Source organism: Lentzea flaviverrucosa (assembly GCF_003350445.1).
Classification (GTDB): domain Bacteria; phylum Actinomycetota; class Actinomycetes; order Mycobacteriales; family Pseudonocardiaceae; genus Lentzea; species Lentzea californiensis.
In genome coordinates, this window is record NZ_QQAU01000009.1 from 91,009 (window position 1) to 107,163 (window position 16,155).

General features: G+C 70.9%; 13 protein-coding genes. All 13 read left to right on the top strand.

All coding sequences use genetic code 11. From position 1 onward, the window contains the following. The first annotated feature begins 1 nt into the window (after position 1). On the top strand, positions 2–796 hold the full coding sequence (locus DFR72_RS26530; RefSeq protein WP_090063157.1) for a hypothetical protein: 795 nt from the start codon (positions 2–4) through the stop codon (positions 794–796). Next, positions 793–1,599, top strand: coding sequence for a hypothetical protein (locus tag DFR72_RS26535; protein WP_090063158.1), 807 nt, complete (start codon positions 793–795; stop codon positions 1,597–1,599). Before DFR72_RS26530 ends, DFR72_RS26535 begins: the two co-directional genes overlap by 4 nt. After that, positions 1,596–2,033, top strand: a complete 438-nt coding sequence (locus DFR72_RS26540) for a hypothetical protein (protein ID WP_090063160.1) — start codon at positions 1,596–1,598, stop codon at positions 2,031–2,033. Before DFR72_RS26535 ends, DFR72_RS26540 begins: the two co-directional genes overlap by 4 nt. Beyond that, on the top strand, positions 2,030–2,896 hold the full coding sequence (locus tag DFR72_RS45710; RefSeq protein WP_170176406.1) for a hypothetical protein: 867 nt from the start codon (positions 2,030–2,032) through the stop codon (positions 2,894–2,896). Before DFR72_RS26540 ends, DFR72_RS45710 begins: the two co-directional genes overlap by 4 nt. Beyond that, positions 2,893–4,098: an OmpA family protein gene (locus DFR72_RS26550; RefSeq protein WP_170176407.1), complete on the top strand. Its 1,206-nt coding sequence runs from the start codon at positions 2,893–2,895 to the stop codon at positions 4,096–4,098. Before DFR72_RS45710 ends, DFR72_RS26550 begins: the two co-directional genes overlap by 4 nt. Further along, complete coding sequence (locus DFR72_RS26555) at positions 4,095–6,356, top strand: protein kinase domain-containing protein (RefSeq protein ID WP_090063165.1); 2,262 nt, start codon at positions 4,095–4,097, stop codon at positions 6,354–6,356. The genes DFR72_RS26550 and DFR72_RS26555 overlap by 4 nt, the downstream gene beginning before the upstream one ends. Positions 6,357–6,390: 34 nt before the next feature. Next, positions 6,391–7,728, top strand: coding sequence for a hypothetical protein (locus DFR72_RS26560; RefSeq protein WP_143086590.1), 1,338 nt, complete (start codon positions 6,391–6,393; stop codon positions 7,726–7,728). Next, positions 7,725–9,677 carry an AAA family ATPase gene (locus DFR72_RS26565; protein WP_090063168.1) on the top strand — a complete coding sequence of 651 codons (1,953 nt, stop codon included), beginning with the start codon at positions 7,725–7,727 and terminating at the stop codon, positions 9,675–9,677. Before DFR72_RS26560 ends, DFR72_RS26565 begins: the two co-directional genes overlap by 4 nt. Continuing rightward, a complete protein-coding gene (locus tag DFR72_RS26570; RefSeq protein ID WP_090063170.1) occupies positions 9,674–10,237 on the top strand; it encodes an FHA domain-containing protein in 564 nt (187 codons plus the stop codon). Before DFR72_RS26565 ends, DFR72_RS26570 begins: the two co-directional genes overlap by 4 nt. Positions 10,238–10,257: 20 nt before the next feature. Beyond that, positions 10,258–11,484 carry a hypothetical protein gene (locus DFR72_RS26575; protein ID WP_090063171.1) on the top strand — a complete coding sequence of 409 codons (1,227 nt, stop codon included), beginning with the start codon at positions 10,258–10,260 and terminating at the stop codon, positions 11,482–11,484. Then, positions 11,481–12,155, top strand: a complete 675-nt coding sequence (locus tag DFR72_RS26580) for a 4Fe-4S single cluster domain-containing protein (RefSeq protein WP_090063173.1) — start codon at positions 11,481–11,483, stop codon at positions 12,153–12,155. The genes DFR72_RS26575 and DFR72_RS26580 overlap by 4 nt, the downstream gene beginning before the upstream one ends. 260 nt (positions 12,156–12,415) lie before the next feature. Then, positions 12,416–13,378, top strand: coding sequence for a hypothetical protein (locus DFR72_RS26585; protein WP_143086591.1), 963 nt, complete (start codon positions 12,416–12,418; stop codon positions 13,376–13,378). Positions 13,379–13,437: 59 nt separating this feature from the next. After that, entirely contained in the window at positions 13,438–16,131 is a 2,694-nt protein-coding gene (locus tag DFR72_RS26590) for a CHAT domain-containing protein (protein WP_114773771.1), read from the top strand. The last annotated feature ends 24 nt before the right edge of the window (positions 16,132–16,155 follow it).

Genomic DNA, 16,155 nt, shown 5'->3' on the forward strand with positions numbered 1-16,155 from the left:
CGTGGACTGGAACAACGTGTTGTGGGCGCTGCTGGCAGCGCTCGTCATAGCACTGGTGGCCACCGCGCTGGCCTGGGTTCAGGGCGTCCGCCGCAAGCGCGTGCACGCCGCGTTGGTGCGGGACGCGGTGGCGCGCATGTGCGCGCAGCGACCGGATCGTCCCGGCCGGCTGACCCGGCTGACGCGAGACGTCGTAGACGTCCTGCTGCGCCAGGAGGCGGGCGCTGATCTGCTGGACAGCGGCGAGCGGCCCGCCGAAGCCGAACGGCTGCTGTCCAACGCCGCCGACACGGCGCTGCTGGTGTCGGCCGACGGGGCGACGACGCCCCGCTCGCCGGGACGCAGGCGGGTGGAGCCGGACGACAGCGTGTGGCACCGGCCGGGCCGGGTGCCGAGGATCGCCGGACACCCCGAGCTGGCCCAGCTCTGCACGCGGCTGCGCCGGACGACCGAACGCCGGATCGCCCGCGCGCGACTGGTGGTCGGCCAGGCCGAACAGCTCGGCGAACCGGAGGACGCGGACTGCCGCGCCCGGCTGCGGGCGGGCTTCGACAAGGGCACCGCCGGACTGCTCGAAGCGGACGAGCTCGCCGCGGCCGGGCACGTCCTGGCAGCGTTGCAGGCCATCGCACAGCTCGAACTGCCGGTCGCCGAGGAAGGCGTGCCGGGCCAGGCCGACGTGCCCGAGCTCCGGGCGCAGACCAACGCGCTGGCCAAGCTCGCGCTGCGGCACCGCGCCGCGCTCGACGCGCATCGCCAGGTCGTCATGGTGTTACCACCGGAGGTGGGACGATGAGCAGGCTTCGGTACCGGCCGCAGCAGAAGCTGAAGGACCGCGCCAGGGGACGGCGCGACGGGCGCGACTGCGTGCCGTCGCTGCGCACGGTGCAGGCGCTCGCCGAGGACGGCGAGGTCTTCTCCGCGCCCTACCCGGACGTCCTCCTGAGCAGGGCGTTGCAGGCCGTCGCCGGCGAGCACGAGAGGTTCGAGAAGCAGGTCGACAACGACCGGGCCACTCTCGCCAAGCTGCGCAGGGACTGGCAGCTCACCGGAGAGACGCTCGGCAGGACCGCTCAGCTCGTCGTCGACGCGCACGCTCCGCTGACGGCGGAGGAACTACGCCCGCGCAGCTACGACGAACTGGGTTCTGGCAACCAGCAGAAGCTGCTCAACCGCTGCGACACGCGACGCACCAACCGCATCGCCGAGGCCCGCGCCAGGCAGGAAGCACAGCAGAACGCCCGCGACGAGATCAGCAGCCGGATCGCCGTCGTGGAGGAGCGGATCAGGAACGAGTTCGTGGTGGCGCAGACGAACGCACGCGCCATGAGCGAGCACTACGCGACGCGGGTGCAGGCCTACTGGGAGCACAACGTGCACATCCACCCGGAAGGCGTGTACATCGCCGCGCTCCTGCGCTTCACCGCACAAGTCCTGCCCTCCTGGGTGCTGGAGGAACCGGACGGTGACCCGGCCGAACTCGGCCGCGGGCAGTTCGAGCTCCACCACCTCGCGAGACAGGTGGCACCGCCGGTGCGCCGCACCGGCCGCAAGAAGCCGTACCAGTACCCGGTCGAGGAAATCGAGGAGCCCGCGTGAAGTCACTTCCCTTCCTCCGCGCCTCCTTGGCGCTCAAGCAGGTTCGCAAGCACCTGCCGAAACTGCGCGGGCAGTCGTCGCCGGAGATCGACATGGCCGACGTCCGCACGCGCGCACTCGAGCTGGCCGACGACGTCAACGACCGCAACGCCGTAGCGGCTCAGCCCGTGCTGTTCGGGTACGTGGACGCCCACATCGCCGACTGGCTGGCGAACATGAAGACGCACCACGACACCGTCCAGGCCGAACTGGACCTGCTCTCCGTCCGGGTCACCGAGGTGAAGGCGTTCTACCAGATCCACCACGACGACCAGCAGAACGTGCTGGACGACCTGGAAGCCGCGGTGTCGCACGCGCTGGAACGGCTGAGCGACCCCGACGCCCCCTTCTACAACCCCGAACCACGCAACAAGCGCCGAGGCAGGGACTCATGACCACACCCGCGAACTTCCCGAGGTCCGGGCCGTTGCGCCGCCGCATCCCGATCCACGGCGACCCGTCGCTCATCGCCGGGCACTCCCCTTGGAGCACCGGCATCTACTACTTCGTGCTGCTCGCCGCGATGGGCGTCGACCTGGTGACGTTCCACCAGGTGCTGCTGCCGGCGCTGGACGAGTCCGAGGAGATGCTCTGGGTCGTCGTCACCGGATTCACGGTGATCTGCATCGCCATGTCGCACACCTTCGGCCAGCAGGCCAAGAAGGCCGTCAGCACCCGGCACGCGGCGGGTTCGCGCACGACGGCGTGGGTGAACCTGCTCGCCTGGGTGGCACTGGGTGCGGCCGCGTTCGCGTTCCGCTGGGAGTACTCAAGCCTCGACATCGGCACGGCGTTCGTCGTCGACGGCGTCGAGCAGACCGGCATGTCCGATGCGGCCCTCCACGAGCAGCACCTCGCCGCATGGCTGTTCCTGGCGCTCTACGTCAGCACCGGCGTGGTGTCGGGCGGCGCCGGATTCCTCCGTCACCAGCCGGAGGTCAGCAGGTACAACCGCGCCCTGTCGCTGCGGACCAAGGCCGCCGCGAAGCACAGCCGCCTCGAGTCGAACCTCCACGGCAGCACGAAGCTCGCCGCCACGGTCGACAAGGCCCGCCTCGAACACGCCCAGGCGTGGGAGAGCCTCCAGGTCCGCTGCATCGCGGCCGCCGACCGCGTGAAGCGGGAGATCCAGCTCAAGTTGCTCGACAAGAACACCGGCCAGGAAACGGAACTGCCTCCCGCGCCGCGGCGGCCAGACCTGCCGCCGCGATCCCCCGGGAACCCCGAGTCGCCCGACGAGGAAGACGAGTTGAGATGACGAACCACCACACGAATCGCGTGCTCGCCGGCTTGCTCGCGTTCACCACGGCCGCAGTGCTCACCGCCTGTTCCCAGAACAACGGGAGCACACCGGTAGGCGGTGAGACGACCGGCACTGCCGGGAGTTGCCCCGCGAGCTCCGGGAAGGCGCTGACCCTCGTCGTCGGTGCCCGCATGGGCAGTCAGCGTCCCAGCCTGCCCAACGAGGTGAAGTCGCTCGTCCAGACGACAGCGGAGCAGGGCGGGCGGGTTCAGGTCGTCCGGGTCGACGGGCAGCCGACGGTCGCCCTGAGCGCCGATGTGAAGGTCGACGCCCAGAACGACGCCCGCAAGCAGAAGAAGGTCGCTGAAGCCGTCGAGAAGGTGGCCTCCGTCGTCACCCAGTTGGAGCCGAAGAAGGCCGAGGCCGACGTGCTCGGCGCACTCGCCGAGGCGAGCAGGGTCACGCCGTCCGGCGGCACGATCGTGCTGATCGACTCCGGGCTGTCCACCGCGGGGGCGCTGTCCTACCAGGACAACAGGATGTTCAGCGTCGTGCCCGCCGACATGGCCGCGTACCTCAAGAACGGCAACCTGCTCCCCGACCTGACCGGCAAGTCGGTGGTGCTGGTCGGACTCGGCGGTACCGCCGAACCGCAGGCGCCGCTCGACGAGAACCTGCGCGGCAAGGTGGCCGAGTTGTGGCGCACGGTCGTGACGGCGGCAGGCGCCGGCTGCACAGCCGATGTGCAGGTCGCCTCGCGCCGCGACGCGTTCGAGACCACCGTACCCGTGACGCCGGTGAAGCTGCCGGAACCGCCGCCGCCGTTCAAGGAGTGCGGCACCACCGTGCTGAGCGACAGCGGGGCCGTCGGATTCGTGCCGGACCAGGCGGAGTTCCGCGACCCCGCCGCGGCCGAGCGGACGGTGCGGGACCTGGCGACTCCGGTGGCCGGCGGCAACGAGAAGTTCACCCTGATCGGCAACACCGCGACCGTCGGGCCCGAGGCTGGGTTGAAGGAACTGTCCAAGCGCCGGGCGGAGAAGGTGAAGGAGTTGCTGGTGCGGCTCGGCATCACCGCCGACCGCGTCACGACCCGTGGTGACGGCGCCTCCGGTCCGCATCACGTGCAGGACCTCGGCCCCGGCGGGGTGCTGCTGCCCGGCCCGGCCGCGCAGAACCGCTCGGTCGTCGTCGAACTGAGCTGCTCAGCACGATGACCACGCCCGAGCAGGAAGCGCCGACAGTGCGCGACCCCGGCCGCGACGGACCCGTCGGCGCGGTCGGGCTGCTCGCGGAGGCGGTGACCGTGCTCGACGCCGGCCGCCCCCGGCCGGGGAACGAACCGCCCACGGTGATCGACCCCGGCCGGGCACCGATGCCCGCCGGCCACATGCTGCCCGCCGAGTTGCTGGAGCGCTTCGAGGTCGTGCGCGAGCTGACCGGGAACGGCTCGCAGGGCGAGGTCTTCCTCACGCGAGAACGCTCGTCGGGAGCGGACCGGGTGCTCAAGGTGCACCACGGTCCGCCCGGGCTCGACGGGCACGTGGCCGCGTACCTGACGAGGAACCGGTCACTCCACGTCGTGGAGGTGCACGAGGCGGGCGTCGCGTCCGGCCAGCCGTACGAGGTGATGCAGCACGTGCCCGGTGGCACCGTGCGCGCGTGGCGCGACAGCAGTCCGTCCGGTGTGGACCCGGCGGTGCTGACCGAGCTGGTCGGTCAGGTGAGCGCCGGCCTGAAGTCTCTGCACGACAACCAGATCGTGCACCGCGACCTCAAACCCGCCAACGTGCTGGTGCGGTCGGCGGAGCCGCTGGAGGTCGCGATCGCCGACTTCGGCATCAGCGTGCACGTGCCGCATGACGCGATCTACCGGCCGGAGGAGCGCGACACCGTCGGGACCATTCCCTACACGCCACCGGAGTACCTCGCGGGCGGCGCGATCGAGGCGGGGTTCGACTGGTGGTCGCTCGGGATCACCCTCAGAGAGCTCGCGACCGGAGAGCTGCTGTGGGCAGGCGTCCACCCCGACATCGTCCGGTCCCAGCTCGTCGGCCGCCAGATCGACGTGGACGGTGTCCGGGACGAGCGCATCGCGTTGCTGTGCCGCGGACTGCTCACCACCGACCTCCGGTTTCGCTGGGGTGCCGAACAGGTGGACGCCTGGCTGCGCGGGGAGTCGCCGGCGGTCGCGGCGATCCCCGCTCCGACTTCGAGCAGCCAGACCGCAGCGACGCCCTACGTGTTCCTCGGTGCCGAGTACCACGCGCGCGACCTGCTGGCGTTGTCGATGTCCAGGCACTGGAACGTCGCCCGCGAGCTGCTGTTCGGCGACGACGCCCGTCCCCGCAGGCGGGCGCTGACCACCTGGCTGAAGCAGTTCCCCGACCACGGCGGCCTCGTGCGAGAACCGCGTGGACTCCGCTCTGCCGACACCAGGTTGCTGTACCTGTTGCGCCGCATGGATCCTGGGCAGCCAGCCGTGTACCGGGAACGCGACATCACCCGTGCGGAGCTGGCCGTCCTCGCCCAGGAGGCGTTCGACGAGGTCGAGGGCCAGGCGACGGGCATCATCACCGATCTGTGGCAGGCCGACCTGCTGCCGTTGTTCGCCACCGCCCGTGGCGGCGACGGGCTGGCGGAGATCAGAACTCAGTGGCACGCCGAGGAAGGCAGGCTGCGCGACCTGGCGCGCGGGCTGCGGCCCGATGACGTGCGCGCCGAATTCCAGCGGTTGTCGCGGCAACGGGAGTCGTTCGGTCTCGTGCTCTCCCTGCTCGCCGCCTGCGCCACCGACGCCACGCGATCCGAGTTGCAGCTCAGACTCGGTCGTGAGGACAGGGCGCTGCAGCTGCCGTGGTTCGAGGATCTGGTGCGCCGCAGGGACTACTGGTGGATCGCGCTCGCGTTGGCGCCGTACGCGAACCGCGAGGCGGACAGGCTCGAAGCCGAGGAACGGCAGCGGCGCGCGCACGACGCGTGGTTGCGGCGCACCGCCTGGCAGCGCGAGACGCTGCGGCGCCTGAACCGGCCGATGGCCCTCGGGTACGCCGCGGTCGCCGTGGTGGTGCTGGCCGTGGCGTTGTACGCGCTCGTGACGTTCAGCGAGGTCGTCGGGTTCGCGTCCGAGGCGCAGATCCTCGACGCGTACCTGGCTTCCGTAGTTGCGCTCACTGTGGTGCTGGTGACGGAGTCGTTGCTGGCGTGGGACGCGGGAGAGCGCTACCACCCGGCGTATTCGTTCTTCGGCGGCGGCCGGGTCGTGCTGGGACGGATCGCGCGGCGCCTGCTGACCAGACGGATCGCGGTGCCCGCGGTGCTGGTGGCGTTGGCCGGACTCGCTGCCCTCACGGCGTTCCAGCCGGTGTTCGTGCCGTTCCTGGTGGTGGCGCTGATGGTGGTGTGGACGGTCCAGCGGTATCTCGCGTGGCGCGAGCGGGACCGCGAAGAGCTCGCGATCATCGCGGCCGGTTGAGGTCGTCCGTCAGGTATCCGGCGAGGAGGTCAGGATGAGTGCAGGTGGAATGGTTCTCGCGCCCGTCGTGCTGCCCGCGGTGGCGGCGGGCGCGGTCGTGCTCGTCGGCGCGGTGGTGATCGCGGCTGGCGCGGTGCTGGTGGTCAGGGCGGCCAACGCCGCCATCGAGGGTGGGGTTCGCGCGGTCGCCGAAGCTGGGGAACGGACCGTGGAGGAGGTCGCGGCGATCGAGGCGCGGTCCGAGGACACGCTTCGGTGGGCGGCAGCCGCCGCTGACGTGGTCGCGGTCAACGCCCGCATCCGGTTGCTGCACGAGCGGGTCGTCGCGGCCGGCATCTCGATGGTCGTGCCGCACCCGTTGCGGCTGACGTCGAGCAAGAGCCCGGCCGAACTGGGCAGGATGGCCGCGGAGGCGCAGGCAGCGGTGGCACTGGCGCAGGCCGAGCTGGACCGCCGGCTCCCCCGCCCGAGGCTGGAGCTGTTCGCGTCGCAGGCGCGGAGCGCGTCGGCGGACAAGACGCTTGACTCCTACGAGGACGTGCTGCGGGCCCGCTACGCCGCCGTCGCCACTCCCGCACCCACGGTCTCGCCCGATGAGGTGCACCGGGTGCTCGCCCTGCTCGACCCGGACGCCGGTGACGACGAGCGCATCGAGGTGCTCGCGACAGCGGCCAGGGTCGCGCGGGCGCAGGGCGACGGGGACGTCTACTTCAGGCAACTGCGCAGGCAGGTCACCGACGAGATCAACCCGCGGGTGGCCAGGCGCAGGCTCGCGGCCACGTGGCTGCAGGCGCTGGAAGAAGGACCGCTGCCGGACGCTCTCGCAGAGGCCTCGATCACGCCGCCGCCGTCGGTCGGCGACGCCGTGGAGGCGTTGCGCAGGGTCGTCTCCGGGGACGAAGACCTCACGCAGCAGCGTCGCGCCGAGGCGGTGCAGGCGATGGCGTGGATGGAGGAGAAGGCCGACCAGGTCCTCACGCTCCGGGTCACCCAACACTGCCTGCAGGAACAGGGTTACGAGGTGATCGGCACGTTCGACACGCGCAACGCCGTCGGGTTGAAGGTCGCGAAGCCGGAGTGGGGCGGCCAGCACAACGGAACCGTCTGGGTGGACCACAAGCGGACCGTCCACAGCAGACTCCAGCGGCCCGCGGGTGCCATCGGCGACGCCGCCAGGGCGCGCGACGGCGAGCGCTGCGAGGAGTTCGCCGACGACCTCGAACAGGTCGGGAAGCAGGTCTCGGACAACGGCCAGAACATCACCGTGCGGATGAACCGCGACATGCCGGTCGGCCAGGAGACCAGGTACGTCGAGGAACCGGCCCAGGAGAACGGCACGCTCATCGAGAGGCAGGTGAAGAGGAACTCATGACCGACACCACCGCGGTGCTCCCCCACCAGACCGGGAGCCTGCTGCCGGGACATCCCACCTTCGTCAACGAGATCGTCGGCACCCTGTCGGTGCACTCGCAGTACGTGCTGCACGGCAACCTGCGCGACGAGTTCCTGGTCACCGGCGAGATCATGCCGCTGCACAGGGCGTTGTGGAGCGCGTTGCGACCCAGCGGGTTCGAAGCGCTGATCACGTACGACCAGATCGACGGCATCGGCGTGTACCCGCCGAACGACCCGGCGGCGCTGCAGGCGGTCGAGCGGGTGCTCGGATCGAACGTCGTCGGCCGCCGTCCCTCGCCGGAGAGGTTGCGGATGCACCTCGCCAAAGCGGTCGGCGTGCCCGAGCAGCCGCCGATCGAGGCCGGCGGGTCCCGCTCCGCGGCGCCCGTCGCGCCGGTGCTGCGGCCGGCCGCGCGGGTGGCCGTGGTCGTGGACCACGCCGCCCGGCTGGTGCGGGCACCCGGTCAACTCAGCGAGGAGGAGCGAGACTTCTTCCTGCTGTGCCAGAAGCTCGCCTCGGCGGCGAAGGCGCACACGTTCCCCAGCACCCGCCAGGCACCGCTGTACAACCCGGTGCTGTGGCTCGTCGACGGCGAACGCGACCTGCCCGCCTGGTTCACCGCGGGGGTGGAGTCGATCAGGGCCGTCGCCGTCGGCCTGCCGACGCTGGAACACCGGCTGGAGCGGGCCCGGTCGCTGATGCCGAAGTTCCCGCCGTCCACTCAGGATGATCCGGTGGCCAAGACGGACCCTGTCGAGGTGTTCGCGAACCGTACCGAGGGCATGACCCTGCAGGCGATGCGGCGGATCACGCTGCTGGCGCGGGACCGCGACCTGGGTGCCGACCGGGTGGCGGACGCGGTGCGCATCTACAAGCTCGGCGTGGACGACAACCCGTGGCGCCGGAGCAGCGTCCGCGACCAGATCATCAAGGGTGAGCAGGTCATCACCGAGCGGGTCAAGGGCCAAGGCCAGGCCGTCGCGAAGACGCTCGACATCCTCAAACGAGCAGCGCTCGGCCTGTCCGGCGCACAGGCCAACACGTCGGACTCGCGCCCGCGCGGCGTGCTGTTCTTCGCCGGACCGACCGGCGTCGGCAAGACCGAGCTGGCCAAGCAGGTCGCCGAACTGCTCTTCGGCGACGCGCAGGCCTACCTGCGGTTCGACATGAGCGAGTTCTCCGCCGAGCACGCCGCCGACCGACTTACGGGCGCTCCGCCCGGCTACGTCGGGTTCGAGGCGGGCGGCGAGCTCACCGGCGCGGTGCGCCGGCAGCCGTTCCAGGTCGTGCTCTTCGACGAGATCGAGAAGGCGCATCCGTTGCTGCTGGACAAGTTCCTGCAGATCCTCGAGGACGGCCGGCTCACCGACGGGCAGGGCGTGACGACGTACTTCACCGAGTGCGTGCTCATCTTCACGTCCAACCTCGGGATCATCCGCACAGATCCGAAGACCAGGGAGCGGGAACTGCTCGTCAAGCCCGGCATGCCATACGTGGAACTGGAGAAGAAGGTCAAGGGAGCGATCCGCGACCACTTCACCACCGAGCTCGGCCGGCCGGAACTGCTCAACCGCTTCGGCGACAACATCGTGATCTTCGACTTCATCGACCCGCGCACTGCCGGCGGGATCTTCGGCGGCCAGCTCGGCAACGTGATCCGCAAGGTCCACGCCGAGCTCGGCGTCGAGGTCGAACTGTCCCCGGCGGGCCTGCAGCAGTTGCAGGGCATGTGCACCGCCGACCCGGACAACGGCGGTCGCGGCATCGGCAACCAGCTGGAGAGCGTGCTGATCAACCCCCTGGCGCGGCTGCTGTTCCACGAGGACGCACAGCCGGGTGACCGCGTGGTGATCACCGGCGTGCAGGCGGGCGACGGTACGGCGGGCGCGACGCTGTGGGCGACGGTCCACCGAGGTGTGCGATGAGCATGCGCTGCCCGGACGACCCGACCGAGGTCTTCTCCGACGCGGAGTCGTTCTGCGCCGCACACATGTGCTCTCTGGAGCCCGTGGTCGTGGAGAACGCTCCTGAAGCCGACCCCTCGACCACGAGCACGGCCGGCGGCGCACGTCCGGAACGGCAGCCGTGGTCCACGAAGGTCTGCTGGCACTGCGACACCGAGTCCCCGGTGGAGACCAACGTCGAATGCCTCGAAGACGGGTGCGGTCGTTCGCTCACACCTCCCGCGCTCTACCTGAAGTTCCGCGACGGCGAGGTGGAGCTCGACCGCGGCCGACAGACCGCCCTCGGCAGGCGGGGCGAGCACGGTCACGTGTTCCGCGGGTTCCCCAACGTCTCGCGCGGGCACGCCGTCATCGGTGTCGACGCGGACGGCAGGGCGTGGATCTCGCCCTCCTCCACGCCCAACGGCACCTTCGTGAACGGCACCGAGCTCCCGCCGTCCATCCACACCACCCTCCGCTGCGGCGACGTCATCCGATTCGCCGCGGACGCCGAGGGCTCGGTCACGCTCTATGACCTCTGACCAGCGATAGGACCACCGCAGTGACCACTCCCCTTGGCAGCAGGGCACGGACCCGGCGGCTGCGCACGGCGATCGGCGACGTGCCGCTGCCCGAATCGAAGGTCGACCCGCGCATCCCCGCTTCCGTGCTGATCGCCGACGCGCAGGCGCAGGGAGCCGCCGACGCGCGCAGGCACGTGCTGGACAGCTGGTCGTTCGGTGAGCCCACGGCACCGCACTCGGCCGAGTACGACCCGAGCTACGTCCTGAGCCTGCGGCACCTGCGCGACTGCGCCGTGCACTCGGCGCTGGAGCGCCACGTCGAGGCGAACGCCCGGACCGCGCACCTGCGTGAGCAGAGCGAGGAGGCGGGCAGCTTCATGGACTCGGCGCGCACCGCCATGAACAACCTGGCGGTGCTCAGGGCCCGCACCCGCGAGCCGATGGCGGACACCGTCGAAGCTCAGGCCGATCTGGACGCGGCGCGGGACGTTCCCGACGGCGACGACCCGGTGTGGGAGGGCGAGACCGTTCCGGTACGGCTGGTGTGGCGGTTGCTGGTGCTGCTCCTGCTGGTCGTGGCGCAGACCCCGGTCCACCACCTGGTGTTCGGGCACTTCCTCGAGGACAGGACGGCTCCGGCGTCGATCTGGGCGCTGTGCGCGTCGATGGCCGTGTTCCTGGTGGCCACACCGCACGTGGCGGCGTTCATGGCGCGATCGCGTCAGGCGACCGGCAGCGAGCGGCGGCTCACCGCCGGCGTGCTGCTCACGATGACGTTCTGGGTAGCGGTGGTGACCGTCCTGGGGTGGATGTGCGGCGCGGTGCTGGGCCTACAGCACGAGAAGCTCACACCCCTTCACGTCACGCCCGTCACGGTCGTGCTGATGTTCGTCGGAGGACTGCTGGTCACGGGAGCGACCTCGTACCTGCTGGGGTTGTCGCGCCGCCACCCGTTCCAGGAGTCCTACGCGCTGCACCGGCAACGGCGGGAGCAGGTCGAGGCCGAACGCCGGCTGCTGATCGCGCGACTGTGCCCGGAGCACGCCGCCGGCGGCGACGAGGACGACGTCGGGCCGGAGCCGCTCGTGCGGGCGATCAGATCCGCCTACGCGGCGGCCGAGGAGGCGTACTTCGCGTCGCTCACCCAGGCCGTTGGTGATCCGAGCTTCACCGAGGCCGTGCAGCACCGCCGGGGACTGAGGCCGCAGCCGGCACCGCTACCAGTGCAGGACGCGGTGCCACCGGTGGCAGAGGTGGCGCCGTGAGCACGTTGCGGATCAGCCGCACCCACTTCCCGGTCACCGCGCTGGGTCCAGGTCTGCGACTCGGCATCTGGGTGCAGGGCTGCACGCTCGCGTGCAAGGGGTGCATGTCCCAGGACACGTGGAATCCGGTCGGTGGCACCGAAGTCGAGGTGGACGACCTCGTCGTGTTGTGGCGGAAGGCGGTCGGCGCGGGTGCCGACGGCCTCACGATCAGCGGGGGCGAACCCCTGCAGCAACCGGCCGCGCTGCGCGACCTCCTGCGCGCCGTGCGCCGGGAAACGGGGCTGGACAAGGACGTGCTGCTCTTCACCGGCTACGACGAGACCGAACTGGACGAGGTGCGCCGCGGCGCGGCCGACCTCGTCGACGTGCTGGTGACCGGCCGGTACGACGTGGCCGCGCCGACCTCGCGCATCTGGCGTGGCTCCGCCAACCAGCGCATGGTGCTGCGCACCGAACTGGCCCGGCGCCGGTACGCGGAGTACGTGGACCACGAACCCGAGTCACCGCGACTCCAGGTAGGACCTGCCGGCGACGGCGGCGTGTGGATCATCGGCGTGCCGCGGCGCGGTGCGCTGCCCGGTCTGACGCAGGACCTGCGGGCGATGGGTCTGCCCCCTCAGAACGTCACCTGGCGACCGTCCCGCGATTCCACGCCCACCGGCGAGTGAGCACGTCGTTCTCAACCGGTTGAGGCGAGTTTTTCAACCGGTTGAGAACAAGCTTCAGGCGGTTGAGAAATAGCACCTCAGAAGACTGCGGACTACCGCATTGTAACCATCTTTGTACTGGTAGATGGCCTGCACCAGGACGACTCCCCTAGCGTCGCCAACATCGGATGAAGCGCATGAAGCCGAATCCGTTCACGGCGTCGGAGCGCATTTTCAGAACGACGCCGAATTCATCCAAGCGTTGTTCGGGAGATGCAGCCATGACCGAGGAAATGAACGCTGTGCGCCGGCTCGCGGCCGAGGGCCTGCTGGCGAAGACCGCCGCCGAGGCGTCCGTCCAGGAGCACCGCCGGCTGCGGGCCGCGGTGTACGCGATCGCGCACACCGTCGTCTTCACCCAGCTGACCAGGAAGCTGGAGCTCAAGCGCGGGCACCGCGGTTGCGCCCGTTCGGTGCTGCGACTGGAGGCCGCGTGCCTCGACCGGTTCCACGACGACATGGACGCCGTGTTGGACGACGTCTTCCTGCACGCCACCATGCCCGTGCACAACCTGGAGGGGTGGGTGCACGGGCGGCTGCGGTTCGCCACGATCAACGCCTACCGGCGCAGGCGTGGCGAACGCGGCGCCCTGCAGAAGCCGCGGGTGCCGCGCTGGCTCGCCACGGCGCTGGGCGAGGAGCCCCGGCTCATCACGCTGGCCGTCGACCTGCTGGAGTTCGTCGGCAACGACTCGGTGGCGGGCGCCGCGGTCTGGCCCGTGGAGTGGTGGGCGGAGCACCGCGCCATCCTCTGCGGCGACGACTACGAGTCGGCCTACCGCGAGGTCGTTCGCGACGTCGAGACGGTACTGGCGGCGATGCGCTCCAAGCCGCGCTGGTACGCGGACTACGTCGAACGCCCGCTGGGGCACAAGGAGCACTCGGCGGTGCCGCTGCCCAGGACGTCGTCGGACGGTCCCGACCTCGCACACCCGGACGGCGACCCGTTCCGGGAACTGGCGAGTGTGGCCCTGCGGAACATCGGGGCCCGCGTCGCGCTGGGCGAGAACCCGGCCGGCGCGGCCACCGACGTGGTCACCGAGGTGTTCGTCCGCAGCCTCGGAAGCGACGAGTTGGACCGCACGCCGGGCGCCGCCGCGTGGCCGCCGGAGTTCCTGGCCCGCGGACTGGCCGAGCGGACGGTGCTCGAACTGCTCGAAGCCGCGGCCCGCGCGGAGGAGTGAGGTCTCCGTCCGTCAGTTCTTTTCGAACAGACCCGCCGCAGCAACGAGGAGAGGGCCGGATGGCCGAGGAGAACGGTTTTGCCGAGATCGTCGCGCGGTGCGACGCGGTGACGCGGCGTGCGACACCGGACTCGGTGAGCGCGGACGACCTGACCGCGTTCACCGCCGACCTGGCGCGCCTGCCGCAGGAGCACCCGGACCGCAGCAGGCTCGCCGTCACCCTACTCACCACGGTGACCAAGGGCGGCGGTCCAGCCCGGTCGGTGCTGGTGCCGCACCTGGACGACCTGCTGCGACTCGTCGGCCGGGTTCCGGAGTCGATGGTCGGCTGGCCGCTCGTCGCCGCTGCCGTTCGCGCGCAACACCTCGCATACCGCGCGGCGGCCGGTGAACAGCTCGATCACGTGGCCGCCCAACGCGAGCTCGCCGGGTACGCGCAGGCGGCCCGGGACGTTCCCGTGACCAGGATGCTCCTCGACGCCGCCGGTGCCGCTGTCGAAGCGGCCGGGGACGGGATCGAGATCAACGGCTCCAAGATGAAGCGAACCCTCGACGAGGTGTTGAACCAGATCGGTGACCACCCGGTCGCGCCTGCCATGCACAGCTACGCCGCATCCCTGCACAGGTTGCTCGACGCGGCGAAGAAGAGCGACCTGCACGAAGCGGCGGCCGCCATGCAAGAGCTGAAGGCGTTGGTCGAGACCCTGCCGCCGGAGTTCCGCGATCGCATGGACCTGAGCGAAGCCGATCGCGGCATGGACGAGCTGTTCAGCGTCTTGGACCCCGCTGGCTCCGGTGCGAACGCCGGCGACCGCATCCGGAACGCGGGCCCGTCGCCGAGCGCCCAGCGACGTGCCAGGGTGCTCGCCGCGGCAACGCTCTTCCAGAACGGCGAGCAGGCCGATCTCGCCCGCATCGACGAGGCGCTCGACCACCTCCGCGACGCCATCGCCATGGACCAGGGCGACGACCTCGACCTGCTCGCGTTGAACGGCCTCGCGACCGGTCTCCTGCGCCGGACGGAAGTAACCGGCTCGGCCGAAGGCCTGGCCGAGGCCGAGAAGGCACTGCAGGGCGCGCTGGCCAGGATGCGGCAGCCGAGCCATCCACAGTGGACACTCACGCACGAGTTGCTCGCCATGGTGAGGCACCGGCTGGGCGACCTGCCCGGCGCCAGTCCGTTCACCATGGCCTCACAACGCGCCTACGTGTGGAGGGTGCTGCTGGAGACCGACCCGGCCCAAGCCAAGTGGGCGATCAGGGACGCGGTCGGTGGCGCGCTGGGCGCCGCACGCCGCTGTCTGGCGGCGTCCAACGCCACCGGTGCCCTGCGCGCGCTGGACACGGGCCGCGGCCTGCTGCTGTTCGCCGAGGCCGAACTCCGCGCGCTGCCCGCGCGGCTCACCGCCGCCGGTCACGCCGACCTCGCCGACCGCTGGCTGGACGAGGGCCGCCACTCGGAGGGGTTGCGCAAGCAGGTCATGACCGCGTTGCTCGCCAACGACGACATCGCGGCGACCCTGCTCGACCCGCCGTCGCTCGGGGAGATCAGGGCGGCACTGGCCACGTCCCGTGCCGACGCCCTGGTCTACCTGGTGGCCGGAGAGCAGCTCGCTCCGGGGTTCATGGTGATCGCCCCCAGAGTGGGCCCACCGGCGTACCTGATGTTGCCGAACCTCCAGGTGGACAAGGGAAGCGAGGTCGAGCTGTACCTGACGGCGCTGACCGACAGGGCACGCGGAACCACTCGCGAAACCGCTCCGGTCGGCGCCCGCGCAGGTTTCGCGGACCGGGTCGACGCGCTGTGCGACTGGGCCTGGCAGTCGGCGATCGGCCCGCTGCTCGAGTCGTATTTCGCCGGAGCCGCACCGGGTTCGGTGCCCTCGATCGTGTTGCTGCCCATGGGAGACCTGGCCCGCATCCCCTGGCAGGCCGCACGCAGGGCCGACGGCACGCGCGCGATCGAACTGGCCTCGTTCTCCCAGGCCGTCTCGGCGAGGTTGTTCTGCGAGAACGCCAAGCGCGACCCGATCCGGCCCACGAGGACCGGTCTCGTCGTCGGCGACCCGGACACCTGCGGCGACGCCCCGCCGCTCACCGCCGCACGGGCGGAGGCGCAGGCGGTGCGCACGGTCTTCTACCCCGGCGCGCGGTACCTCGGCCGGCGGGGGGACGACTCGCAGAGTCCGTCCGGCCGGGGCACCGTCACCGAGGTCAGCGAGTGGCTCGCGGACACGGCGCCGTACGCGGGCACCACGCTGCACCTGGCCTGCCACGGCCGGTTCGTGCCCGCCGACGACGGTGGAACCGCTGACCTGCAACTGGCTCCCGACGACCCGCGCGAGAAGGCCGCGGGCAAGCTCGACGCCGACGAGATCATCCGGATCCTCGAGGCGGTGCCCGAGCGACGGATCGGGCTCGTGGTCATGGGCGCCTGCCACACCGGCCGGTCGATCCACGGCTACGACGAGGCGTACAGCCTCGGCACCGCGTTCCTGGCCGCCGGTGCGCGCACCGTGCTGTCGACGCACTGGGCGATCCCCGACGCGGAGACGTCCGCACTGATGTTCCTGTTCCACCACTACCTGCTCACGGAAGGCCTGCCGGCGCGCGAGGCGTTGCGCGCGGCGCAGTTGTGGATGCTCAGCCCCGACCCGGTGCCGCCCGCCCGGATGCCCGCGGACCTGGTCTCACTGGCAAGTGACCGCAGGCGGGTCGTGGCGTGGGCCGGATTCACCCACGCAGGCCACTGATTCCCACCACCCCGTCCCAGGGAG

Coding starts and splice junctions, on each gene's coding strand:
- DFR72_RS26550 (WP_170176407.1), top strand. CDS start 2,893: ATGACGAACCACCACACGAATCGCGTGCTCGCCGGCTTGCTCGCGTTC.
- DFR72_RS45710 (WP_170176406.1), top strand. CDS start 2,030: ATGACCACACCCGCGAACTTCCCGAGGTCCGGGCCGTTGCGCCGCCGC.
- DFR72_RS26570 (WP_090063170.1), top strand. CDS start 9,674: ATGAGCATGCGCTGCCCGGACGACCCGACCGAGGTCTTCTCCGACGCG.
- DFR72_RS26585 (WP_143086591.1), top strand. CDS start 12,416: ATGACCGAGGAAATGAACGCTGTGCGCCGGCTCGCGGCCGAGGGCCTG.
- DFR72_RS26560 (WP_143086590.1), top strand. CDS start 6,391: ATGAGTGCAGGTGGAATGGTTCTCGCGCCCGTCGTGCTGCCCGCGGTG.
- DFR72_RS26555 (WP_090063165.1), top strand. CDS start 4,095: ATGACCACGCCCGAGCAGGAAGCGCCGACAGTGCGCGACCCCGGCCGC.
- DFR72_RS26565 (WP_090063168.1), top strand. CDS start 7,725: ATGACCGACACCACCGCGGTGCTCCCCCACCAGACCGGGAGCCTGCTG.
- DFR72_RS26590 (WP_114773771.1), top strand. CDS start 13,438: ATGGCCGAGGAGAACGGTTTTGCCGAGATCGTCGCGCGGTGCGACGCG.
- DFR72_RS26535 (WP_090063158.1), top strand. CDS start 793: ATGAGCAGGCTTCGGTACCGGCCGCAGCAGAAGCTGAAGGACCGCGCC.